The organism is Marinobacter orientalis (assembly GCF_004792665.1).
Lineage (GTDB): Bacteria > Pseudomonadota > Gammaproteobacteria > Pseudomonadales > Oleiphilaceae > Marinobacter > Marinobacter orientalis.
Genome location: NZ_SRZX01000001.1, coordinates 338,715 through 361,478 on the forward strand (window position 1 = coordinate 338,715; position 22,764 = coordinate 361,478).

The window sequence follows — 22,764 nt, forward strand, 5'->3', positions numbered from 1 at the left end:
GCCGGATCACTGTTCCGATTCAGCTCCGATTTGAGACCATTGTGTGTGAGAAAAGCCCTGAAATCTGCGTGGTTACTACCACATAACCCGCATCTACCCCCCAGGTGGTAGAAGCACTATATACCCCTGTGTAACAGCGCCTGACGCTCCCTGTGGCGGTAGTCCCGGGCGAACAGCAACAGGTTGCCGGCCAGCAACAGGAAAATAATCATGAACATGGCTGTCCCCACCCCGAGCCAATGAATCATGGCGCCGAAAAGCACCGGCAAAAGGAAGGCAACCGAACACGCACTAAGCAACAATACTCCGGCCGCAAAGGCCGCCGCCTCACGATTTTCAGCTACCACCATGCGCTGAAGGCCACCCATTGCGCAGCCAAGTGCCAGACCAAGCAGTACGATGAAAATGCTCTCCACAAAGAGCGGCAGGGCGAACTCCACGTTAATCACCGTCTCTACTCCCTGCACGGACAGGGTCATAGGTGGATAAGACAGCACAAACAGGGCGACAAGACAGATCGCCAGTGACCGCACCACCACCCTGACAGCGCCATAGCGGTCCGAAAATGCTCCCCCTATGATCTGGGCCAGGGCACCGGGTATCACAAACCACAACGCCAGCCGTGCGCCTGTCTCCACGGTCAGCAGGAAACGGGACGACATGAAATCCGGCAACCATAACGCCAGAGCAAAAAAACTCCCCGCCACTACACCAAACTGCAGGCCCAGTCGCCACACCCGCAGGTTTTCAAAGCGACGGAGTAATTGGCCGGTCGTCGCTTCAGTATCGGGATCGGCATTCGCATCCGAATCGTCCGTCAGTAACACCAGGAGAGCGGCCACCAATAAAAGCGCAACCAGATAGGCAAGCGGCACGCCCCTCCAGGAGAATGCCTGTAAAATCAGCGGAACCAGATAATAATTGAAGCCAGCGCCCGTCACGCCAGCACCAAATATGCCCAGCACAAGCCCTATATGCCGGGGGGGCGCGTGGCAGGTCACAAACTGGAGACCGGCACTGTAAAACCCGCCCGCGAGGCCGAGGCCGGCGGCGACCACCAGGTACCCTGCCCAGGACTCCACCAGCAAAAGCAACCCCATGCAGACGGCAAGTCCGAGCAGGCAGGCAATCATCACCCGTCTGGCCCCCACCTTCTGGGCCGCGATACCTGCTGGCACCGCCAGCAGGGCCCCCACCGCCATGGGCATTGCCAGCAAAAGGCCGAATTCCAGGGCCCCCAGGGCCAGGGCATCCCGCAGGTGCGCGCCGGCCACAGCGAAGATGGTCCAGCAGCCGGCAGCTACAACAAAGCCGACAACCGCCAGCGGAAGAACCACCGCCAGCGAGGTCAGGTTGTCATCTTCATGATCACGAATGGAGTTGGACTGCATTGGCTCACTCGCAAAAAAATACCAATTTTCAGTTTCCTGCTTTGCCCTGCATAGGGTCAAAGACTATGATGGGCTATTGCCAATGGGGGTAATTGACTATCCTCAAGGAGGTACACTCCCATTAGAATTCAGGCGGGAATTATGTCCGGGTTACCTCGTTACCATATGAAGGAGGGGGCCATACAGATTCATTGCAAGACGCCCTCCTACCCGGACCACTGGCAGGCCCTGGTCGATCAGCAGCGTGACCGTGGTTTGGCGGCCAGAGTTCTGCGAGCACAATTGAATCGACGCCCGGGCAAGCCGGTCATGTTAGCCCTGCCAATCTCCTTCTGAGAAGGCGAAATCAAATATTGATGCCAGCTTTACCCACGGGCCGGGCTCCATATCGATGGCACCAGCAGAAGAGTCCTCCGTGAATATCTGCTTGCCTGAGTGCCGGATCGCAAGGCCATTTTTTTCAGCGACGCCTGCCGCAAATCACGATGCTTGTTGATCAATATCAAAAAAAATGTAACCTTCTGTTGGATACCGAACAGACAACGTCAGCAATTGGCGTTCTTGCGGCATCATGGAGGAAGAAGCTGATGCAAGCGGCACTGAGTAAACGACAGATGGAAAGGTGTAGCGCTCCAACTACAAAATCTTGCCAGGCTTGCTCAGGGCCCTGCATGATATGACGTTAAGGTAAGCCCACTATGTCTTGGAATGGACGAATATGAAGATAGCAGATGCGACGAAACAGCCCCCTCGTTAAACGGATTGCCATTGTTACCGGGGCCATTGTGCTGACAGCCATGGTGAGCATGGCAACGACACTCGCGGTGTCCCGCAGCATTGAGGGTAATGCCACGGCAATCAATATTGCCGGATCATTGCGCATGGGCGCTTATGAACTGCTTGCCCGCTTCGCTGCTGATCTTACTGTTGATCCATCCAGGGTCAAGACCCGGCTGGATGCTCACGAGGCACGCATGGCCCATCCCGAATTCAGCCGTGTAATCCCCGATGTTGCCGACCACCCGCTGGCAGAACAGCACCGGGAGATGGAATCACTGTGGCAGGATGTGCTCAGGCCGGCACTGATTGCCAGTGCAGCCAATGGCACCCGCGTCACCGACGAACTGATTACAGCTACGGAGCGTTATGTTGCCGAGGTGGATGGGCTGGTCAGCATGCTGGAGCACCGGACCGAGGCCCGCATTGACCTGTTGCACCTGATACAGATCATCAGCCTGGTGTTCTCCATAGTGATAATCTTCGGGCTATTTCTGGATCTCAAGAACCGCGTGCTGCGGCCACTGCGCAAACTGGTGAACATCGCCGACGCGGTAAAGGAAAAGGATTTTTCGCACAAGGCCAATCTGAAAGGTTCGGATGAGCTGTCACAACTCGGCACTGCCTTTGACCAGATGACCAGTGAACTGGCATTAAGCTACCGCGAACTGCAGGAAGAGGCGTTAGCAAAGACCCGTGAACTGGAGAAGAGCCACGCTGCCCTGGAACTGCTCCACTCTTCCAGCCGCTCCCTGTTCGCCAATCACGACCTGTGCAACGGGGCTATCCCCATGCTTCATGATCTGGAGCAGTTGCTTGGAATTGGCCCCATCCGGTTATTTCTTCATGACAAGAACACCAGTGAGCCGGTAGAAGCCATTACCACCTCGACCCTGGAACGGCCTTTCTACTGCAAGGATCATCATTGCAATGCCTGCCTGATAACACCGGAAGTGTTTGACGACCTGCCCTCTGAGGACAACGACGGCCGCAGGCTGCTGTTACCCATTCGCATACCGGGGCAGCTTCTGGGCACCCTTGAAGTCTGGTATCCGGCCAGCAAAGGGCTTTCCCAGACCTCCCGCCGTTTGCTGGAAACCCTGAGCGATCAGCTGGCCACGGCAATTTTCCTGGAGCGGCAGATTACCGAAGAGCAGCAACTCACCCTGGCCGAGGAGCGCACGGTAATTGCCCGGGAGCTCCACGATTCCCTGGCCCAATCCCTGTCCTATCTGAAAATGCAGGTTGCGCGGCTTCGCCGCCTGGACATCACAGGGGAACATGAAAAAATCCACAATGACATTCTGGAAGAACTGAGCACCGGGCTGAACAGTGCCTACCGCCAACTGCGAGAACTGCTGACTACCTTCCGGCTGAAACTGGATACCCCCGACCTGGCCACGGCCTTGCGGCAAACTGCGGAAGAGTTCTCTGAGCGGCTGGGCAGTGAAGTACAGCTGGAATACCGCCTGCCACCGCAGACACTGTCACCCAATGAAGAAATCCACACCCTGCAGATCGTCCGTGAGGGCCTGGCTAATGCAGTGAAACACTCTCAGGCATCGGAGATTCTGGTGCAGGTGCTGTTTGAATCTCCGCGGGTACAGGTCAGAATACTCGATAATGGCAAAGGGCTCCCGGCCGGGGACCAGCCGGCACAGCACTACGGCCTGATCATCATGCAGGACCGGGCCCGCACCCTGGGTGGTAAAGTCAACGTCCGCAACCGTGACAGCGGTGGTGTGGAAGTGGCACTGAGTTTTGTACCCAAGAGCAGGCACCTGATCACATCCGAAGCCGCCAGCGGCTGAGGGTTGCAACACTATTTTCAAAAAATGAGAGGAACCATGGCTGACTCACCGGCGAGCATCCTGTTGATAGACGATCACCCTTTGCTTCGTCAGGGCATAAAGCAACTGATCGAGATGGAAGACGACATGCAGGTGGTTGGCGAGGCCAGCAACGCGGCTGACGGTATACGTCTGGCACAGCAACTTGAGCCCGACCTGGTTCTGATGGACCTCAACATGCCGGAAATGAACGGTATTGAGGCCCTGAAAAAACTTCGGGAAGAAAGCATCAGCTCCCGCATCATCATGTTCACGGTGTCCGATCATGAAGACGACGTGGTAGCAGCCCTGAGAGCGGGAGCCGACGGTTACCTGCTCAAGGATATGGAACCGGACGACATGATCCAGCAGTTGCACCAGGCTGCTGTAGGCAAAATGGTGATCAGCGACCGCCTGACTGCCCTGCTGGCCCAGGCACTGCGCTCCCAGAAACCCCAGCAGGCTGCGCGCCCGGACTTTGACAGCCTCACCCCGCGGGAGAAAGACATCCTCCGCCTGATTGCCGAGGGCCTGTCCAACAAGATGATCGGCCGCAAGCTGGACATCAGCGATGGCACCGTGAAAGTCCACGTGAAGCACCTGCTGAAGAAGCTGAGCCTGCGCTCACGGGTGGAAGTCGCGGTATGGGCGGTAGAGGAAGGCCTGCATAAGGGCTGAGTTATATCAAATCACTGACGCATGGTTTGGATTACTCTGGGCAGGTTTTCTGACCGTCCGGAGTAGCTCATGGCTTTTTCATTCCCTGCATTTTTATCTGCCAACAGTGCCCTGTTCGAACAGTCGCTGGCGGTCCTGAAAGAGTACCTGCCCTCACCTGTGCCAATGCTGGGCGTTATTGACCGAAAGATTCCGGTTCCCTGCAAACAGATGTTCGCCGAAGCGCCGCTAAACCGCCTGTTTGCCGATGCAATCGCTGAGGGTGAATTTGACGACTTTGAGGGCCGCCGTATCCGGCTGGAAATTAATGGCGGACAGCCAGGCATTACCATCGGATACTGGGCCGGCCGGCTGCGGGTTATCGAGGGCCCGGGGGAAGCCACTATTCGCGGTTCTGTGTCGGCATTCAAAACTCTTGCAGAACGCCGGCAGGATCCGGATCAACTGTTTTTCCAGCGGCGCCTGGTTATCGAGGGTGACACGGAACTCGGGCTGGGCGTGAAAAATCTGCTGGACAGCCTGGAGTGGAGTTTCACACCATTCAAGCGCTAGCACTGAAGCAATCCTCTGCTAAGATTCATTTCATACCCTTTTAAAAGCCCGGAAGGTGCCCTCATGGCAAATTTCACTGTTCGCCTGTTCCGCTACCACCCTGAACATGACGAAACACCTTACAGCCAGGATGTCGAGGTTGGTGAAGAATTCCGCAACCGCATGGTGCTGGATGTGCTGGAGCACCTGAAAACCCGTGATACCACCCTGACATTCCGGCGCTCCTGCCGCGAAGGCGTCTGTGGCTCCGACGGGCTCAGCATTAACGGCCGCAATGGCCTGGGCTGTATTACCAACGTAGCGGATGCCCTGGGCAAAAAAGATGTTCTGGAAATCCGGCCACTTCCTGGCATGCCTGTGATCCGGGACCTGGTGGTTGACCAGTCACTGTTCTTCAAGCAGTACGAACGCGTCATGCCCTGGCTGATCAACGACACGCCAGACCCGGCGATTGAAAGGCTGCAAAGCCCGGAGGACCGCGCAAAGCTCGATGGCTTATATGAGTGCATTCTCTGTGCGTGCTGCACCTCCGCCTGCCCCTCCTGGTGGTGGAACCCGGAAAAATACATCGGGCCATCGGGGCTGTTGCAGGCGTATCGGTTCCTTGTGGATTCCCGGGATACCGCCACAGGCGAACGCATGGAAAAGCTGGAGGACCCGTTCAGCGTATTTCGCTGCCGTGGCATTGGAAACTGCACAGCCTACTGTCCCAAGGGCCTCAATCCCATGAAAGCCATCGGTCATATCAAGGCCATGCTGCTCCGGGAACAGATCTGATTGCCCTTGCCAGCTCACTGATTCGTAGTGTTTAACCTGGCAGCAATTGATTTATCTTCAAGAAGACAATGCGGCTCCCTGTTAATCTGGCAGAACCTGTTTTCTTCCCGAGGATTAGCAATGGCAGACGATCCCCGCAGCCCTGACTGGAACCCCAGAAGCGATGAGGTCCTGGGTGACCAGATACGGGCGTACGATACCATGCGCGCCCAGTGTCCGGTCGCCTGGAGCGACTACCAGCACTGGACGTTGTTCAGACATCGCGACGTTATGCGAGTGCTGGAAGATCACCAGACTTTCAGCAGTGCGGCATCAAACCATGTTTCCGTCCCCAATGGCATGGACCCGCCTGAGCACACCCCCTATCGACGGGTAATCGAGCCTTATTTTTCAAAACGGGCAATGAGTGAATTTGAGCCAACCTGCCGCAGTATTGCCCGCAACCTTGTCAATAGCCTGCCCGACGGTCAGCCGTTTGATGTCGTTGAAAAATTCAGCAGAGCCTTTGCCCTGCAGATACAATGCGCGTTTATGGGGTGGCCGGACTCCCTTCACGAACCACTGCGACAGTGGGTACTGAAAAACCATCGGGCCACCCTCGCCCGTGACCGCCAGGCCATGGCTGAGGTTGCCCATGAATTCGATGACTATATTCATGATTTGCTGGAAACCCGACGCCAGGCCGGAGTTAATGCCCCCGCGGACGTCACCACGTCGTTGATGGAAGAGAGGGTCAATGGCCGCCCGATGACCGATGCAGAGCTCACCAGCCTGTTGCGGAACTGGACTGTCGGCGAACTGGGGACAATCAGCGCCAGCGTATCGATTCTGCTGAATTACCTGTCTGAACACCCGGACATCAGGCAGAGCCTTGCCAACGGTACCGCTGGATTGTCGGACGCTATCGACGAAATACTGCGCATGGACGCGCCTCTGATGTCCAACCGCCGGATCACAACCCGGGATGTGGAGATTGGAGGGAGGCAGATTCCGGCAGGCGAGAAAATCACCATTTTGTGGGCATCCGCTAATCGTGACGAGAGGGTCTTCGGTGACCCGGATGCGTTTTGCCCGAAGAAGAACCGTGACCAGAATCTGCTGTATGGTGCTGGCGTTCACGTCTGCCCTGGTGCCCCGCTTGCCAGGATGGAGCTCAGGATTGTGATGGAGGAATTTCTGGCCGCTGTCGACACCCTGAAACCTGCACCCGATGAGCAGCCTGAGCGGGCAGCTTTCCCGACTGGCGGCTTCAGTTACCTGCCGATGATCATTGGGAAACGTCAAGGATAAGGGGCGCAGCACCTGGCTCCTTAAATACAGCGGCCCCCTATGGCGGCATAATCAGTCGTCCATAGGATCAGTTAACCGGTTTTTCTTCCCTGAAACCCAGTTTCTTGAGAACCACCATAGCCGGGCACCATTTGGTGAAGGAAGACTGGATCAGGTTAAGGGCAATAAAACCGGTAAAGAAAAGCCAGTACGGACTTACATAGTGAGCCAGCAGAATGGAAATCAGTGTGAACACACCGGCTATCAGGCGAAGACCTTCATTGACTGTCATAGTGACCTCCTTTATGGAATATCGTTATACCCTCAATGAATATGGCTCACTACGCAATGACTTAAATCATGATTTACACACAAGGACGCGAAACTGATCCGGTCAAACACTGCCTGACAGCGGCTGCGTCAGTTTCATAGCCGGTTATCCAGAATAAAATCCCGTAGCGCTACCGCATTGTTATGCTCGGTATCTTTTGCCGCGAACACCAGCGTAATCCGGTTGTGTTCTTCAACCAGGTTTTTGAGCTTCTCAAGATCTTCAACCGCGTCTTCCGAGGCCAGCTCGCTGAGGTATCGTTCCCGGAACTCCGACCATTTATCCGGATCGTGGCCGAACCATTTCCGCAATTCAGTGGACGGTGCCAACCCTTTCAGCCAGTGGGCGATATCGGCATCGTCTTTGGCCACCCCCCGGGGCCAGATGCGGTCTACGAGTACCCGCGGGCCGTCTGAACGGGCGGGGACTTCATAGGCTCGTTTAAGGCGGATGTCCATAATTCCCTCCCTCCTGGTTATGCGAGTGTATTGTCGAGGTTACTCCCTGAATTCCATGCCCGCAAAACGTCAGGTCATCTATGGACAGCACTTACAGCTCTTGACAAGCCTGTTCATAAGCGATGTGATCGAATAACAGTTTTTCAAGGGATACATCCGGACTAGTCATCATCAGGAGGATGAAATGGACGCTCTCGTCAATTCCCTGTCCGCCATCAGTTGGCACAACATCCTTGCCGCAGGACTCCGGATACTGATTGTCCTGGTAGCTGCCTGGATTGCAATGCACCTCCTCCGCCGGGGCCTGCATCGCCTCGAACGTCAACTGGCACTTCGCACCCGCAAAGAAGGCGAGCCGCTGAGCGAGTCGGCCAAGCGCATCGACACCCTGATCCGGCTTTTACGCCAGGGCATTTACCTGGTTCTCTGGGTAATTGTGGTCCTGCTGATTTTCAGACAGGCTGGCATTGACATTACGCCGCTCCTGGCGGGCGCCGGCATCATTGGCCTCGCGGTAGGCTTCGGGGCACAGAGCCTTGTGAAAGATCTGATTTCAGGTTTTTTCTTCCTCCTGGAAAATCAGGTCCGCGTTGGTGATGTCGCCATGGTTAACGGCACCGGAGGCCTGGTCGAAGCGATCAACTTCCGGACCATCATTCTCCGGGATCTATCCGGGACCGTGCATATTTTCCCCAATGGCAGCGTCACAACCATGGCGAACATGACACGTGAATGGTCTGCCTACGTGTTTGAGCTCGGCGTGGCCTACAAGGAAGACACGGACAGGGTTGTGGCTATCATCAACCAGGTTGGCGCGGAAATGAAGGCGGACCCTGCCTACGGCCGTTTCATGCTGGATGAATTGCCGGAGCTGTTCGGGGTGGACAAATTCGGCGATTCGGCAGTGATCATCAAAGGCCGCCTGAAAACCACACCCATCAAACAATGGGAACTTGGCCGCGAATTCCTTCGTCGCATCAAGAAAGCCTTCGACGACCAGGGTGTGGAAATTCCCTTTCCTCATCGAACGCTTTACATGGGTGATGCCAGCAAACCCTTCGACATCAGAACCTCGGAAAAGTAAATCGCCTAAAAACATGCTTGAAAAATACCGGTTATTCGATCAAAGTAGAAGTAATTAATTACTTTCTTTTGTGAGATACGGACGGCTATCCCCTTGGAACCCACCAGACGCACTTACCAAAGTACCGAACAGCGCCAGTCCGAAACTGTCGAGGCAGTGGTGCACCTGTGTGCGGAGCAAGACCCTTCCACCCTGACCACCACCCGCATTGCCAGTGAGGTGGGGCTTTCCCAGGGCGCGCTGTTCAAGCACTTCCCCAACAAGAACAGCCTGTGGGAGTCGGTGGCAGTCTGGGTATCCGAGCAGCTCACCCAGCGGGTTTTCAGTGTGGCGGATCAACATGATCACGCCGACCAGGCCCTGGAAGCCATGTTTCTGGCTCATATCGGCTTCATTGCCCGTCACCCGGGCATTCCGCGGCTGATGCTGGGAGAACTCCAGAAGCCGGGAAATGGCGCGGCCAAACGGATCGTTCGCGAAACTCTGGCCAACTACCGTCAGAAGGTCATTTCTCTGCTGAACCTCGGTATCGACCAGCAGCGCATTACTGCCACCATCGACACCGAGGCTGCCGCAGTGCTCTATCTGGGGGCCATTCAGGGGTTAGTGGTCCAGGGCATGATAGGCGGTGATATTCGCAGCCTCGAACAGGCCGCACCGCGCATTTTCAGACTTTTCAGTGCCAGCTTTCAGGAGATTCCGGATGCACCGCAAACATAAGTTCATCGTAGCCCTGACGCTGATCGCGGGTATCGCCTTCGTGGTAATAATGGCGAAAATGAAGCAACCACCTGAGCGCACAGCTGAACAGCCCTCAGCAACACCAGCGACAATCCTTGAGGTCACTCCCCTCACCGTTCGCACTGAAGCCCGCGGCTATGGCCAGGTGTTACCGGCGCGAAGCTGGCAGGCAGTGGCCAACGTAGGCGGGCGTATCATCTGGAAGCACCCGGATCTGGAAAGCGGCAACATGATTTCCGAAGGCACCCGCCTGCTGCAGATCGACCCGACCCGTTACGAACTGGCCGAGGCATCCGCCAGGGCGGATATTGCCGCTCTTGAAGCGGAACTGCGGCAACTGGATCAGGAGAAGCGCAACACCCGGGAGCTGCTGGAACTGGAAAACCGGCGGCTGGCCCTGGCCCAGCGGGAACTGGAACGGGCAAAAACCCTGGTGGACCGTGGCGCTCTGTCGGAAACCCGGCTTGATGAACAGCAGCGGGCTACCCTGCATCAGCAGCAGGCGGTGCAGTCGCTGAAAAACCAGCTCAACCTGATTCCCGTACGCAGGGATACCCTGAAAGCGCGCCTGGCCCGGAGTGAATCGGCATTGGCCAACGCCCTGGAAGATCTTGAAGATACCCGCTTCGGGGCCCCATGGGATATGCGGGTTCACCGGTCTGAAATCGAAACGGGGCAACAGGTCAGTCCCAATCAGACCCTGCTTGTTGCGGATGACATCACCGCTGCGGAAGCCACAGTGCAGCTGCAGATGTCTGAGCTTCGCAATGTGCTGTCCCAAATCCCGGGTGCGCCTGATCCGGCAGACAATGACGAAACACACCGGGGTTTTACCGACTTCCACCGGCAGTTGCCGCTGGATTCGCTGACCGTATCCGTGCAACCGACCAGTGCGCCCGACAGTCACTGGCGCGGCAAGCTGACCCGGATTACCGGCAGCCTCGATCCGGCCACCCGCACCATCCAGGCAGTGATTACAGTGGAGGAGCCATACCGCGACGCCAATCCCCCGGCCCGGCCGCCGCTGGTGCGAAACATGTTTGTGCAGGCAACGATCGCAGTGCCGACACCGGAGCCGGTGCTGGTGGTGCCGGCCAGCGCGATTCATCAGGGCGAGGTATATCTGGCCGATGACAATGACCGCCTGCAACGGCAGCCGGTTACTCTGGCCTGGCAACAGGGTGAGCTTGCGGTGGTCAGCGACGGACTGGAAGCCGGCGATCGGCTGATACTGGATGACCTGGTACCCGCCATAGAAGGCACGCTGCTGAACCCCCGGCCAGATGAACAAACCCGTCAGTGGTTGCAGAAAAAGGCTGCAGGAGAGCAGCCATGATCCGCTGGTTTGCCGGCCACCCTACCGCGGGCAATCTGCTGCTTGTTCTGATTCTGGCAATGGGCCTGTTTGCCGCGCCACAGCTGACCCGGGAAACCTTTCCGGAATACCTGCCGCCGGAAGTCAGCATTACCATGGAATACCGGGGTGCGACTGCAGCGGATGTGGAAGAAGCCATCTGCCAGCGCCTGGGTGAAGCATTACAGCGTGTGGACTACATGGAGGAAATCTCCTGCACCGCCCGGGACAATCAGGCCCGGGCCATTGCCAGCATGGCGCCCCAGGGCGATATGGGCCGCTTTCTGGATGATATCCGCACCGAAATCGAAGCCCTGACCGATCTGCCCGAAGAAGCCGAAGATCCGATCATCCGTGAGCTTTACCGCACCAGCCTGGTGGCCGCCATCGCGGTTTACGGGCCCATGAGCTTTTCGCATCTGGAGACTTACACCAACGAGCTGGAAGACCGGCTTTTCGCCATCGATGGCGTGGCTGATGTCATTCCCGTTGGCCTGTCCCAGCGCCAGTGGCACATCGAGGTTTCCCGGGACCTGCTGCGCCAGTACGGTCTGGGTGTGCGCGACATTGCCCGCGCCATAAACAGCCAGAACCTGGACATGCCTCTGGGCAACATTGAAACCGACAACCAGGATATCCAGCTGCGGTTTGTGGACGAGCGACACTCGCTGCAAGCCCTGGCCCAGCTTCCCGTTATCGGCGGCGAAGCCGGGGCCGTGCTCACCCTGGGGGACCTCGCCAGCATTACCGAGACCCATGAACGGGAAGAAGAACGGGTGGAATTCAACGGCCAACGCGCCATCGTTCTTGAGATCCACAAGAACCGGCACGACGATGCCCTGCGGGTAATGGATTCACTGCAGGCCTTTGTTGATGAGGAAGAGACCCGCCGCGGTGGCACCGTGGAACTGGAAATCACCCAGAACATGACCTCTATCGTCCGCGACCGCTTGCAGATGCTCGTGGGCAACGGCATCACCGGTTTGCTGCTGGTGGGCCTGGTGATGGCGCTGTTTTTCCGCCCCCGCCTCGCCTTCTGGGCCCTGTTCGGCCTGCCATCCGCCTTTGCCGGCGCGTTTGTGATGATGGCTGTTACCGGTCTGTCCCTGAACATGATCACCCTGGTGGCTCTGCTCATGGCTATCGGTATCGTCATGGACGACTCCGTGGTGATCACCGACAACATCGCCCGGCACGCTGCCGAGGGCTGTGGCGCTCTGGAAGCGGCAGTCAAAGGCACACAGCAAATCCTGCCAGGCGTGCTGTCGTCATTTCTGACCACGGTTTCCGTGTTTATCCCTCTGGCGTTTCTGGCCGGAGAACTGGGCGCGGTACTGGAGGTCTTGCCGGTTGTCCTCATTGCCGCCCTTGCCACCTCACTGATCGAAGCTTTCTGGATACTGCCCCATCACCTCAAAAGTGGCCTGGGCAAAAAACGCGAGCGAGCACCTTCCCGCTTCCGTACGGCATTCGATAATGGCTTTGGAAAGGCTCGTGAGAAGGTGGGGCGCTTAGCTGACGGCGCCATCCGTTTCCGTTATGGCGTATTGGCTGCGATGCTGCTGGTAATCCTTGGCTCAGTGGGCCTGATGGCCGGCGGCCATATCCGCATGGAAGCCATGCCGGAGATCGAGGGCGATGTGCTGGAAGCGCGGGTACTGATGCCCCAGGGCACTCCCCTGCACCAGACCCGGGCCATTACTGACCGTATCACCGCGGCCATGAACAGGCTGAACCAGGAATACGCGCCGGAACAGCCAGGCCAGCAGGCTCTGGTGCAAAACATTCAGACCCGCTTTAACCAGCACGCCGGGGCTGGCGAGAAAGGCGCCCATGTGGCGACTGTGATGGCCGATCTACTAACCGCCGAAATCCGCACCGTGGATCTGGCCACCCTGACCGACCGCTGGTACCAGGAAATCGGCGAAATTCCCGGCCTGATCGCCCTGAACATCCAGGAACCCGGCTTCGGCCCGGCCGGCATTCCCATCGAAGTTCGCCTGCAGGGCACAGATCTGGAGGAGCTTAAGGCCGGGGCCCGTTACCTGAGTGAGGAAATCGCCCGCTATAACGGCACGTTCAACGTGCTGGATGATCTCCGCCCCGGCAAGCCGCAACGGATCCTGACACTGAAAGACAGTGCCCTGTCCCTGGGCCTGAACGCCGCCGAGGTGGCCCGCCAGATCCGCACCGGCCTGCTCGGCGATATCGTGGATACGGTACAGATCGGTGACCAGCACATCGAAATCCTGGTGCGCCAGACCAGCGCCGAACGCAACACCCGCGAGTTCCTGGAAGATGCCGTGATCACCACCGGGGAGGGCCGGATGGTTCCATTGCGCGAAGTGGCCACCATCACCAGGGAGCGGCAATGGTCACAGGTCACCCGTATTGACGGCCTGCGTACGGTCACGGTAACGGCCGATGTAAACAGCCGTCGCACCAACGCCAATGCCATTGTGACCGATCTGCAGAACCGGGTGTTCCCGAATCTTCGTGAGCGCTGGCCAGAAATCAGCCTGCAGGTGGAAGGCCAGACCGCCCGCTCCCGGGAAACCGGCCAGTCCATCGCCCGGGGGCTGTCGATCGGCCTGCTGGGGATCTTCCTGATCCTGTCGTTCCAGTTCCGCAGTTACCTGGAGCCGATCATTGTCATGCTCGCTATTCCGGTGGCCTTTATGGGAGCCGTGTGGGGCCACCTGATCATGGGCTACAACCTGTCCATGCCGTCACTGATCGGCGCGGCCTCGCTGGCGGGTATTGTGGTGAACAACGCGATTCTGCTGGTGCAGTTCATCAAGGGTTACCGGGAACAGGGCATGAGTGCCGGAGAAGCCGCCGGTGCCGCCAGCCGCGCCCGCTTCCGCGCCATCCTGATCACCACCAGCACCACCGTGGCCGGCCTGTTGCCCCTCCTGACCGAAACCAGCACCCAGGCTATGGCAGTCATTCCGCTGGTAATTTCAGTGGTCTTCGGACTACTGGTGTCCACCGTCGTGATACTGGTGGCGTTGCCGGCACTCTACGCGATTCTCGAAGATCTTGGCTGGGCGAGAGTGCCAACCCATGACAGGCAGTAACATCACTGCTATGTTGTTTTTAAACCTGCAAATAAAAGGAATCATTCAAATGACAGCTAGAACCGGAAAATTCCTGGCCGCCGTACTGTTGGGCCTGACAGTGTCAACCAGCTCACTGGCGGCGGAACCTGTCACACCGAAACTCACTGATAAACTGAGCCAGCTGCTTCAGAAGGAGATGAGAGCTGTGCAGGGGGGTATGGCCTCCATTCATTCCGCCATGGTAATGGGCCAGCATGAGACTGTTGCAGAGAATGCCCAACAGATTCACGACAGCTTTATCCTGCAACAGGAGCTGACGGAGGAGGACCGCAAAGACCTGATGTCCGCTGTTCCGAAGGGCTTTATCAAACTGGACAAGGAGTTTCACAAGCTCGCAGCTTCACTGGCAGAAGCTGGAAGAAACGAAGACACCAAAGAACAGCACAAGCTGTTCAGCAAAATGACGGGCAACTGTATTCAGTGCCACAGCAAGTACGTGTCTGACCGTTTCCCTGGCGTTAAATCCGTCAAGGAGTGATCGGCCCTAGCCGACCAGATCCATGCCCGGCTTGCCATACCAGTATCCGTTGCACGGTGGTGCCTCCACCAGCTGCAACGGGTCGGTAACCGGTGCTTCACCACGACGCACCTGATCGAAGCGCCTGACCACCTCCTCCATACCGAGATGTTCCGGGCTCAGGCGCACGGTAGCCACGCCCATGCGCTCCATATCAGGCAGTTCCCGCATCAGGTCATAGCGCGAGCCAGACAGTGTGGAAATACCATTCAATCGGAACAGCTCCTGGCTTTCACGGGAACGCAGTTCCATGCCATCGGGATGCTCCAGGCAGCGGAATTCGCAGTTGTCTTTGGGCAGGTTGTAATGGCGGGCGGTAAAACAGCGGGAAGACCAGGCCAATGGCAGGAAGCCCCAGGCAAACACTTCCGCAGGCAAGTCCAGGCCTTCGTCTTTCAGGCCCCTGATAAGCTTCTCCAGAGATTCCCGGCCCAGCTCCACCGGCAGGTTCCAGCCCTTCAGGCCCTGTCTTGCCAGCACCTTCAATGAGGCGACATTGTAAAGGTTCATGGATGGGCCGGTCACAAACGGTATGTTATTGCGGATGGCAACCTGAAGGGCACTCTGGTCATTGGCTTCCACCATGAATTCGTTCTGGTCGCAGATCCGGCGCAGGCGCCTCAGGTCCGCGTCGGACTCGATCAGGGTCTGGGTAGAAAGTACCACCTCTTTGCCACAGGCTTTCAGATCACGGGCAAGATCGAACCAGTCATCGGGCTTCATTTCCCGCCGGCGGGAGCAAACGGCCTCTCCCAGATAGATGGTATCCACCGGCCACTCGGCGGCCTTGCCATAGAAATCAAAAACGCTTTGCTTGGACCAGAACCACAGGATGGGACCCAGGGATAACTTCATCATAATCGGCAAAACCTTATTTCCACTTGCGATGGTAGGCGCCCAGTGTCGTCAGGCCGCCTTCAGACAGCCCTGAAAGGGTATTTCTCCAGGCCGGATCAACCTTATAGTCATCCGGTCGGGCCTCCAGTTTGTCCAGGGCATGGCGCCACGTGCGGGCCACATCGGCAATGTACGCGGGGCTGCGTTGGCGGCCCTCGATTTTTACAGCACTGATGCCCAGTTCCTGCAGTTTTGGCAGCATATCCAGAGTGCTCAGACTGACCGGCTCCTCGATGGCATGATAGACGCTGCCTCCCACTTCGAAGCGGCCTTTACACAGGGTAGGATAACCGGCGGATTCACCCGGTCCATAGCGGTCAATCAGCACATTGTTCAGACGGGACTCCAGCCCCCGGGAAGTTTCCTGCCAACGCACGGCCTTGGCTGGCGAGCAGGCGCCACGGGTATTCGGGGATTCGTCGGTAAGATAGGAAGACAGGTAACAGCGGCCTTCCGCCATGATGCACAGGCTGCCAAAGGCAAACACTTCCAGCTCAACCGGGCTGTGTTTTGAGACGCCCCGGACCTGATCGAGGGAAAGCACCCGGGGTAACACGGCACGGCGGATATCAAAGGTGTTCTTATAGAAAGACAAGGCCTCGTAACTGGTGGCAGAGCCCTGGACAGACAGGTGGCGGGGAATATGCGGATACTTGTTGGCGGCGTAATCCAGCAGCCCCATATCGGCCAGGATGATGGCATCCACGCCCAGGCCTGCGGCACGATCTACTGCCCTTTTCCATTGTTCCCAGCCATCCGGCTGCGGGTAGGTATTGATGGCACAGAACACACGGCTGCCCCTGGAGTGGGCGTATTCAATACCTTCACCGGCGCGCTTGTCATTGAAATTCAGCCCCGCAAACTGGCGGGCATTGGTGCTGTCGCGGAAGCCGAAGTATACCGCATCAGCGCCGTTGTCCACGGCGGTTTTCAGGGCCGGCAGGCTGCCGGCGGGGCATACAAGTTCCATGATTTTCTCCACTGCGAGAGTGCAGATACCATACCGCTGCTCCTGCAGGAAGTGCCTTGACCTTTGTCAGCGTGCGGCTCGAGCGGACACCCCGGGGGTCTGTTTCTTAGCGACAGGTTCCTGGACCTACTCCTCAGTCCAATCACAGATGATGGTGGACCGTTCCTTCACCAGGCCCGCCTGCTGATCCTGGCAGCCCTCGGCCTGCGGCAACCCGTCTTCCGCCGGTTTGCCCCAGGACTGCTTTGCTTTGTCGATCTGTTGTTCACACCTGCCTTTCATGCCATCCGCACTGAACAAGCCCATCATTACGCCTCTCTGGTTTGTCGCTTTGAAATGTTGAAATGAGAGTAGCGTGCTACCCATTTCCGGTCTGTACGGTGGCACACCGAAGGCGGGGGCTGCTGACTCAAACTTCCGGGCGTCGGGCTACCTCTTCGAGAGTACCCTGCCCAGAATGACCTGGTGTTAGATTTCTCATTTAAACTCATGGAGATAACATTAAATTACAGAGACTTACAGGCCAGTGACTACCACCACAGCTACCCACTCACGTGAATACCACCCCCTTCGATTCTTCCGGACAATCAGCGCACGTTTCACAGATGAGAATCGACAATGGGCCTGATCAACAATCTTTCCATGCGGGGCAAGCTACTGGCACTGGTATTGCCGGCGCTTGTCGTTATCGCCTACTTTGCAAGAGACACGATCGCCACCAGCTACGATGAGCTGGGCAACATGCGAGAACTGCGCACTATGGTGGAGTTGGCTGATATCAGTGACCCGCTGATCGAAACCCTGCAGAAAGAGCGAGGCCGATCGGCTGTGGCTTTTGCCAGCCGGGCAGGAACCGATACTGCCAAACAGGCAAGCCGGGATCTGGGGATGCAACGGCAACAAACAGATATCCGTTTGCGGGGGTACAGCGCGCAGCTGGATACTCTGATGGTGGAGGCAATCTTTGACGCCAGCGTCAGCGATAACATCCAGTCTGTGCAGCAAGCACTGGGTAATCTGAACTCCCTCCGCCAGTCGATAGACAGCCGGAGCATTGCCGCCACCGAGTCCGCCGAGCGCTATACCGCGCTTATCATGGAGCTGCTGGAGCGAATCCCCCTGATTATCCGCCGCTCAACCGACGCAGGTCTGACCCGGAAAGTGAACGCCTACTACGCCCTTGCAGAAGCCACCGAGCGGGCTGGCCGCGAGCGGGCGGCGGGCGCTTCCCTGATTCGCAGTGGAGACTTCGACCTGCCCTCCATTCGACAGATCGCCGCCCTCGGCGGACAGCAGGAGGCCTACCTCAATCAGACCCTGAGCATGCTTTCTTCAGATGCCCCACTGACCACCACCCTCAAAAACCTCGGGCAAACGGCAGCCAGCCGTGAACTTATGGAGATGCGCGAAACCCTGTTCAGCAGCCCCTCCGGCCTGTACGCGCTGGATGCGCCGGGGTGGTTTGCAACCACCACCCGTCGTATCGAGGCTCTCAACCAGGCCCGGGCGGACGAGCTGGAAAAAATACTGGCGCAGGCTGACAGAGGTGTTGCTGCCGCACGCGGTGAGCTGGTTACTGCGTCGACTATTGCGCTGGCTGCCATTCTTGGCGTCCTGGTGGCGACGGTGTTCATCACTCGTGTCATCAGCCGTCAGGTCGCCGAATTGCTTGCGACCGTCCGGTTTGCCATGGACAACAAGGATCTGACCCGCCAGGTTTCCATATCCAGTACCGATGAAGTTGGCACCATTGGCAAGGCCATCAATGAACTGTTCGGCCGTTTCGGTAGTGCTCTGCAGCACATCGACAAGGCCAGTGTTCAGTTGGCAACAGCCACCGAAGAAACCAGTTCCACCGCCGACCAGAATGCCGGCCAGGTAAAAAATCAACAGCAACAGATTGAACAGGTCGCCGCCGCAACCGAGGAAATGTCTGCGACATCCGAAGAAATCTCACGCAATACCCAGCAGGTGGCCGATGCTGCCGGCAGCGCCATGGAAAAGAGCCGCGCTGGCGAGGAAGTTTTGCACGGCAGTGTGCGCAGAATCCGATCCCTGGCCACGTCCGTGCAGGAGGTAAACGCGGTGATTAAGGAGCTGGAACGCCGCAGCACCACGATCAGCGATGTGGTGGATGTGATCCGCCAGGTGGCGGACCAGACCAACCTGCTTGCCCTCAATGCCGCTATCGAGGCTGCCCGTGCCGGCGAGCATGGCCGTGGTTTTGCAGTGGTTGCTGATGAAGTGCGGACCCTGGCACGGCAGACTCACGACTCCACAACCAAAATTGAAGGCATTATCAATGGCTTCAAAGACGTCACTGACAGCGCCAGCCGGTCCATCACCGCCAGTCACAAACTGGCCAATGAGACCAGTGAGCAGGCATCGGAACTGGAGCAGACGTTTGCCGATATACTCAGCGACGTAAACAGCATCTCTGACATGGCTTCCCGGATTGCCGCGGCCTCTGAGGAACAGGTGTCAGTGACCCGGGAGCTTGCGGGCAACATGGAGTCCGTGAGTGAGGCAGCAATCCTGACGCTGACCGGCTCCCGGGAAATCACCCAGGTAACGGGGGAACAGGCACGGCTTGCACGCCAGCTCCAGGACCTGGCCAATGAGTTCAGGGTGCCGGCCTGAGATTCGGCGAGCGAAAACAAAAGGGGTAGCCGCTCGGCTACCCCTTTTGTTTGCTCGTTGTCCCCTCAGATAATCCGAGAGAACCGCTGGCTCGCCCCTTCCTTCCGGTACAGATCAAAAATCTGGCAGATTGCCCGAATCAGCAACCGGCCAGCGGGCTGAACCTGCAGTGTGTTGCCATCATCCGCGATCAACTCATCCTCAATCATCGGCTTCAGGCGGTTCAGTTCATCGGTGAAATAGCGGTCCAGGTTCTCCCCCCACTCATTGGCAAACTGCTGGCGATCCAGCCGGAACTGGCAGATCAGCTGACCGATGACCCAGCGGCGGATACGGTCGTCCCGGGTCAGGTTCACGCCCTTGGTGATGGCGAGCTGGCCGGCATCGATAGCGGCTTCCCAGGAAGGCAGGTCATGATTGTTCTGGAAGTAGGCATCGTCGGTCTGGCCGATGGCGGACACACCCAGCGACACCAGGTCGCAATCAGAGTGGGTGGTATAGCCCTGGAAATTCCGGTGCAGCCGCCCTTCCCGCTGAGCCACTGCGAGACTGTCGTCCGGCTTGGCAAAATGGTCCATGCCGATGTATTCATAACCTGCCTCCAGCAGGCGATTAATGGTGTTGTGCAGGATGGTCAGTTTCTGCTGAGGCGTGGGCAGCGTGTCTGACAGAATACGGGTCTGCGGGTAGAAGCGGTCCGGCAGGTGGGCATAGCTGAACACCGAGAGCCGGTCCGGCGACATCTGGATCACCGCCTCCAGGGTTTCGGCAAAGCTTTCCGGCGTCTGGTGCGGCAGACCGTAGATCAGGTCCAGGTTGATGGAACGGAAACCGAGTCGGCGGGCTTCGTTGAGCACGGCCTCGGTCATTTCCCGGGGCTGGATGCGGTTAACGGCTTTCTGCACCTTTGGATTTACATCCTGCACACCCAGGCTGATGCGGTTGAAGCCCAGGTCCCAGAGTGTCGGCAGAGTATCCTGGTCCACTTCCCGCGGATCAATTTCCACGCTGTAATCCCGATCATCACCGGTCTGGAGGTTGAACAGTTGCCCGTACCCCGCCATCAGATGTTCCATGACATCCTTCGGCAGGAAGGTGGGTGTGCCGCCACCCCAGTGCAACTGTTTCACCGGCCGGTCCGCACCGAATAGCCGGGACTGGATCGCGGCTTCCTTCAGTATCCGCTCCACGTAGGGCATGGCCTTGTCGCGCTTTTTGGTGATCACCTTGTTGCAGGCACAGTAGTAACAGAGGTGGGCGCAGAACGGCAGGTGCGTATAGAGCGACAGGGGCCTGCCGCTGGCCTTGCTGCGAGCCGCTGCCTTTACCATGTCTTCTACCGGATAATTCTGCTTGAATTCCACTGCCGTGGGGTAAGAGGTATAGCGCGGGCCGCTGAGATCATAGCGGCGGATCAGCGCTTCGTCCCAGATGAATTCCGGGAGGGTGGATTCGGTGGCTTTCAGTGTGGCGGTGGCGGTCATAATACGAGCTCTGGTTCAAAAACGGGGGTCATCCGGGTAATGTCGACATTCTGGCGCATCCCGGCGCTTCGCATTTTGATGCGGGTCAGCTGAGCGATGGTTTCAGTTTACCAGCCCCCTTGATGAACCACCCTTGGGCTCTTGGCGTATCCTTGCTACCTCTTTTGGGGAGTATTTGGTGTTTGGCGCCCGGCAAGCGGAGGGGGTGCCCTGCCAAAATACGCTGTAAATACGTCCCTGTACGCTCGGCTCCGCCATCCATGGCTACGCACGATTTTGGCAGGGCACCCCCTCCGCTTACGTGACTATTCTGCCAAGCCCGCAAACCAAAAACGGAGCCTACCCTCTGCCATGCCAAACCTGATTCTGATTCTCGGTGACCAACTGACCACCAACATAAGCGCGCTGGAAGACGCTGACCGAAAGCAGGACCGGATTGTGATGGCGGAGGTCCATGACGAAGCCACCTATACCAACCACCACAAGAAGAAAATCGTGCTGCTGTTCAGTGCCATGCGTCATTTCGCGCAGCGGGTGGAGGCGGATGGCTGGCAGGTACATTACCAGGCCTACCATCCGGACAATCACGAGCAGAGCCTGGAGGCCGTCGTCGCCCGCCAGCTCAGAGAAACCGGAGCGGACAGAGTAATCACCACCGAATGCGGGGAGTGGCGGCTGCATGAGCAGATGAGTCAGTGGCATGAAAGGCTTGACGTGCCGGTGGAGATCCGCCCGGATACCCGCTTTATCGCCAGCAAGCAGGAATTTGCAGACTGGGCAGAGGGGCGCAAGCAGCTTCGGATGGAGTTTTTCTACCGGGAGATGCGGCGGAAAACCGGTTTGATGATGACTTCCGGGGGCAAGCCTGAGGGTGGGCAGTGGAACTTTGATGCGGACAATCGCCGCAAATGGACCGGCAAGCCACCCGCTCCTGCTCCCTTCCGGGTGGAACCGGACGAGCTGACACGGGAGGTTATTGACCTGGTGGAGGAGCACTTTGCAGATCATTTCGGTACCACGGAGGACTTCCATTTTGCGGTGACGCCGGAAGACGCTGAGCGGGCGCTGGATCACTTTATCGATTTCGCCCTGCCCTGCTTCGGCGACTTCCAGGATGCCATTTCTGATGACGAGGACTGGCTGTTCCATTCCATTCTGTCGCCCTATATCAATTGCGGCCTGCTGGATCCGTTAGCCGTGTGCGAAGCTGCCGCCCGGGCCTGGCATGCCGGGCGCGCGCCGATCAACGCCGTGGAGGGGTTTGTCCGGCAGATCTTGGGGTGGCGGGAGTTTGTGCGCGGTATCTACTGGATGAACATGCCGGGCTATGCGAAGGAAAACCGGCTCGGCAATACCCGTGCACTGCCCTGGTTCTACTGGACCGGGGATACCAAGATGCGCTGCATGCACAAGGCAATTGATGCCACCCGTCGCAACGCCTATGCCCATCATATCCAGCGGCTGATGGTCACCGGCAATTTTGCGCTGCTGGCCGGCGTCAGGCCGGAGGAGATCTGTGACTGGTACCTGGCCGTTTATGCCGATGCCTATGACTGGGTGGAACTGCCCAACGTGCTCGGCATGGTCATGCACGCCGACGGCGGCTACCTTGGTTCAAAACCCTACGCCGCCAGTGGCAAATATATCCAGCGGATGTCGGACCATTGCAGCAACTGTCATTACAAGGTAAACAAATCCACGGAAGCGGATGCCTGCCCATTCAACGCCCTGTACTGGCACTTCATCGACCGTCACCGGGATGATTTCGCCAGCAATCCGCGGATGGGCATGATGTACCGGAACTGGGACAGGCAAAAGCCGGAACGGCGGGAGGCTCTGCTCAGGCGTGGCGATGACCTGTTAATAGACCTGGAGCAGCTTTGACAGGGGTGC

19 protein-coding genes are annotated in these 22,764 nt (G+C 57.9%); 12 read left to right on the plus strand and 7 right to left on the minus strand.

The window, feature by feature from the left end:
• Positions 1-116 precede the first annotated feature (116 nt).
• Positions 117-1,391, minus strand: coding sequence for an MFS transporter (locus DIT72_RS01665; RefSeq protein ID WP_135953465.1), 1,275 nt, complete (start codon positions 1,389-1,391; stop codon positions 117-119).
• Between the two features lie 731 nt (positions 1,392-2,122).
• Here DIT72_RS01665 and DIT72_RS01670 point away from each other — a divergent pair.
• From DIT72_RS01670 to DIT72_RS01690, 5 genes are all read left to right on the plus strand, one after another.
• Complete coding sequence (locus DIT72_RS01670; RefSeq protein ID WP_135953466.1) at positions 2,123-3,979, plus strand: histidine kinase; 1,857 nt, start codon at positions 2,123-2,125, stop codon at positions 3,977-3,979.
• Between the two features lie 36 nt (positions 3,980-4,015).
• On the plus strand, positions 4,016-4,675 hold the full coding sequence (gene narL, locus DIT72_RS01675; RefSeq protein ID WP_135953467.1) for a two-component system response regulator NarL: 660 nt from the start codon (positions 4,016-4,018) through the stop codon (positions 4,673-4,675).
• Positions 4,676-4,744: 69 nt separating this feature from the next.
• Positions 4,745-5,227, plus strand: coding sequence for a ubiquinone anaerobic biosynthesis accessory factor UbiT (gene ubiT / locus DIT72_RS01680; protein ID WP_168355000.1), 483 nt, complete (start codon positions 4,745-4,747; stop codon positions 5,225-5,227).
• Positions 5,228-5,290: 63 nt separating this feature from the next.
• Positions 5,291-6,004: a succinate dehydrogenase iron-sulfur subunit gene (locus DIT72_RS01685; RefSeq protein WP_135953468.1), complete on the plus strand. Its 714-nt coding sequence runs from the start codon at positions 5,291-5,293 to the stop codon at positions 6,002-6,004.
• A gap of 120 nt (positions 6,005-6,124) precedes the next feature.
• Positions 6,125-7,294 carry a cytochrome P450 gene (locus tag DIT72_RS01690; protein WP_135953469.1) on the plus strand — a complete coding sequence of 390 codons (1,170 nt, stop codon included), beginning with the start codon at positions 6,125-6,127 and terminating at the stop codon, positions 7,292-7,294.
• Between the two features lie 67 nt (positions 7,295-7,361).
• Here DIT72_RS01690 and DIT72_RS01695 read toward each other — a convergent pair whose 3' ends face one another.
• Positions 7,362-7,565, minus strand: a complete 204-nt coding sequence (locus DIT72_RS01695; protein ID WP_135953470.1) for a YgaP family membrane protein — start codon at positions 7,563-7,565, stop codon at positions 7,362-7,364.
• Positions 7,566-7,699: 134 nt separating this feature from the next.
• Positions 7,700-8,062 carry a DUF488 domain-containing protein gene (locus tag DIT72_RS01700; RefSeq protein ID WP_135953471.1) on the minus strand — a complete coding sequence of 121 codons (363 nt, stop codon included), beginning with the start codon at positions 8,060-8,062 and terminating at the stop codon, positions 7,700-7,702.
• A gap of 184 nt (positions 8,063-8,246) precedes the next feature.
• Between DIT72_RS01700 and DIT72_RS01705 the strand changes: the two genes are divergently transcribed.
• The 5 genes from DIT72_RS01705 (at position 8,247) to DIT72_RS01725 (ending at position 14,841) form a co-directional block, all read left to right on the plus strand.
• The gene (locus DIT72_RS01705) at positions 8,247-9,146 is read left to right on the plus strand and encodes a mechanosensitive ion channel family protein (protein WP_135953472.1); all 900 of its coding nucleotides are present in this window, start codon (positions 8,247-8,249) and stop codon (positions 9,144-9,146) included.
• 93 nt (positions 9,147-9,239) lie between these two features.
• Positions 9,240-9,866, plus strand: a complete 627-nt coding sequence (locus DIT72_RS01710; protein ID WP_168355001.1) for a TetR/AcrR family transcriptional regulator — start codon at positions 9,240-9,242, stop codon at positions 9,864-9,866.
• The gene (locus tag DIT72_RS01715; protein WP_135953474.1) at positions 9,850-11,223 is read left to right on the plus strand and encodes an efflux RND transporter periplasmic adaptor subunit; all 1,374 of its coding nucleotides are present in this window, start codon (positions 9,850-9,852) and stop codon (positions 11,221-11,223) included. The genes DIT72_RS01710 and DIT72_RS01715 overlap by 17 nt, the downstream gene beginning before the upstream one ends.
• On the plus strand, positions 11,220-14,321 hold the full coding sequence (locus DIT72_RS01720; RefSeq protein WP_135953475.1) for an efflux RND transporter permease subunit: 3,102 nt from the start codon (positions 11,220-11,222) through the stop codon (positions 14,319-14,321). Before DIT72_RS01715 ends, DIT72_RS01720 begins: the two co-directional genes overlap by 4 nt.
• Positions 14,322-14,370: 49 nt before the next feature.
• On the plus strand, positions 14,371-14,841 hold the full coding sequence (locus DIT72_RS01725; protein ID WP_168355002.1) for a cytochrome c: 471 nt from the start codon (positions 14,371-14,373) through the stop codon (positions 14,839-14,841).
• A gap of 6 nt (positions 14,842-14,847) precedes the next feature.
• On the opposite strand, the gene DIT72_RS01730 is transcribed toward DIT72_RS01725, so the two are convergent.
• From DIT72_RS01730 to DIT72_RS01740, 3 genes are all read right to left on the minus strand, one after another.
• The gene (locus tag DIT72_RS01730) at positions 14,848-15,738 is read right to left on the minus strand and encodes a U32 family peptidase (RefSeq protein ID WP_135953477.1); all 891 of its coding nucleotides are present in this window, start codon (positions 15,736-15,738) and stop codon (positions 14,848-14,850) included.
• A 13-nt stretch (positions 15,739-15,751) separates the two neighbouring features.
• Positions 15,752-16,747, minus strand: coding sequence for a ubiquinone anaerobic biosynthesis protein UbiU (gene ubiU / locus DIT72_RS01735; protein ID WP_135953478.1), 996 nt, complete (start codon positions 16,745-16,747; stop codon positions 15,752-15,754).
• Positions 16,748-16,873: 126 nt separating this feature from the next.
• Positions 16,874-17,056 (minus strand): CsbD family protein, encoded by a 183-nt coding sequence (locus DIT72_RS01740; RefSeq protein ID WP_135953479.1) that lies wholly within the window; start codon positions 17,054-17,056, stop codon positions 16,874-16,876.
• 309 nt (positions 17,057-17,365) lie between these two features.
• On the opposite strand from DIT72_RS01740, the gene DIT72_RS01745 reads away from it, so the two are divergent.
• Positions 17,366-19,387, plus strand: coding sequence for a methyl-accepting chemotaxis protein (locus tag DIT72_RS01745; protein ID WP_135953480.1), 2,022 nt, complete (start codon positions 17,366-17,368; stop codon positions 19,385-19,387).
• 65 nt (positions 19,388-19,452) lie between these two features.
• Here the strand turns inward: DIT72_RS01745 and hemN are convergent, their stop codons facing one another.
• A complete protein-coding gene (hemN, locus tag DIT72_RS01750) occupies positions 19,453-20,871 on the minus strand; it encodes an oxygen-independent coproporphyrinogen III oxidase (protein ID WP_135953481.1) in 1,419 nt (472 codons plus the stop codon).
• 351 nt (positions 20,872-21,222) lie between these two features.
• Here hemN and DIT72_RS01755 point away from each other — a divergent pair, with 351 nt between their 5' ends.
• Complete coding sequence (locus DIT72_RS01755) at positions 21,223-22,755, plus strand: cryptochrome/photolyase family protein (RefSeq protein ID WP_135953482.1); 1,533 nt, start codon at positions 21,223-21,225, stop codon at positions 22,753-22,755.
• The last annotated feature ends 9 nt before the right edge of the window (positions 22,756-22,764 follow it).

Coding starts and splice junctions, on each gene's coding strand:
- DIT72_RS01665 (WP_135953465.1), bottom strand. CDS start 1,391: ATGCAGTCCAACTCCATTCGTGATCATGAAGATGACAACCTGACCTCG.
- DIT72_RS01670 (WP_135953466.1), top strand. CDS start 2,123: ATGCGACGAAACAGCCCCCTCGTTAAACGGATTGCCATTGTTACCGGG.
- narL (WP_135953467.1), top strand. CDS start 4,016: ATGGCTGACTCACCGGCGAGCATCCTGTTGATAGACGATCACCCTTTG.
- ubiT (WP_168355000.1), top strand. CDS start 4,745: ATGGCTTTTTCATTCCCTGCATTTTTATCTGCCAACAGTGCCCTGTTC.
- DIT72_RS01685 (WP_135953468.1), top strand. CDS start 5,291: ATGGCAAATTTCACTGTTCGCCTGTTCCGCTACCACCCTGAACATGAC.
- DIT72_RS01690 (WP_135953469.1), top strand. CDS start 6,125: ATGGCAGACGATCCCCGCAGCCCTGACTGGAACCCCAGAAGCGATGAG.
- DIT72_RS01695 (WP_135953470.1), bottom strand. CDS start 7,565: ATGACAGTCAATGAAGGTCTTCGCCTGATAGCCGGTGTGTTCACACTG.
- DIT72_RS01700 (WP_135953471.1), bottom strand. CDS start 8,062: ATGGACATCCGCCTTAAACGAGCCTATGAAGTCCCCGCCCGTTCAGAC.
- DIT72_RS01705 (WP_135953472.1), top strand. CDS start 8,247: ATGGACGCTCTCGTCAATTCCCTGTCCGCCATCAGTTGGCACAACATC.
- DIT72_RS01715 (WP_135953474.1), top strand. CDS start 9,850: ATGCACCGCAAACATAAGTTCATCGTAGCCCTGACGCTGATCGCGGGT.
- DIT72_RS01720 (WP_135953475.1), top strand. CDS start 11,220: ATGATCCGCTGGTTTGCCGGCCACCCTACCGCGGGCAATCTGCTGCTT.
- DIT72_RS01725 (WP_168355002.1), top strand. CDS start 14,371: ATGACAGCTAGAACCGGAAAATTCCTGGCCGCCGTACTGTTGGGCCTG.
- DIT72_RS01730 (WP_135953477.1), bottom strand. CDS start 15,738: ATGATGAAGTTATCCCTGGGTCCCATCCTGTGGTTCTGGTCCAAGCAA.
- ubiU (WP_135953478.1), bottom strand. CDS start 16,747: ATGGAACTTGTATGCCCCGCCGGCAGCCTGCCGGCCCTGAAAACCGCC.
- DIT72_RS01740 (WP_135953479.1), bottom strand. CDS start 17,056: ATGATGGGCTTGTTCAGTGCGGATGGCATGAAAGGCAGGTGTGAACAA.
- DIT72_RS01745 (WP_135953480.1), top strand. CDS start 17,366: ATGGGCCTGATCAACAATCTTTCCATGCGGGGCAAGCTACTGGCACTG.
- hemN (WP_135953481.1), bottom strand. CDS start 20,871: ATGACCGCCACCGCCACACTGAAAGCCACCGAATCCACCCTCCCGGAA.
- DIT72_RS01755 (WP_135953482.1), top strand. CDS start 21,223: ATGCCAAACCTGATTCTGATTCTCGGTGACCAACTGACCACCAACATA.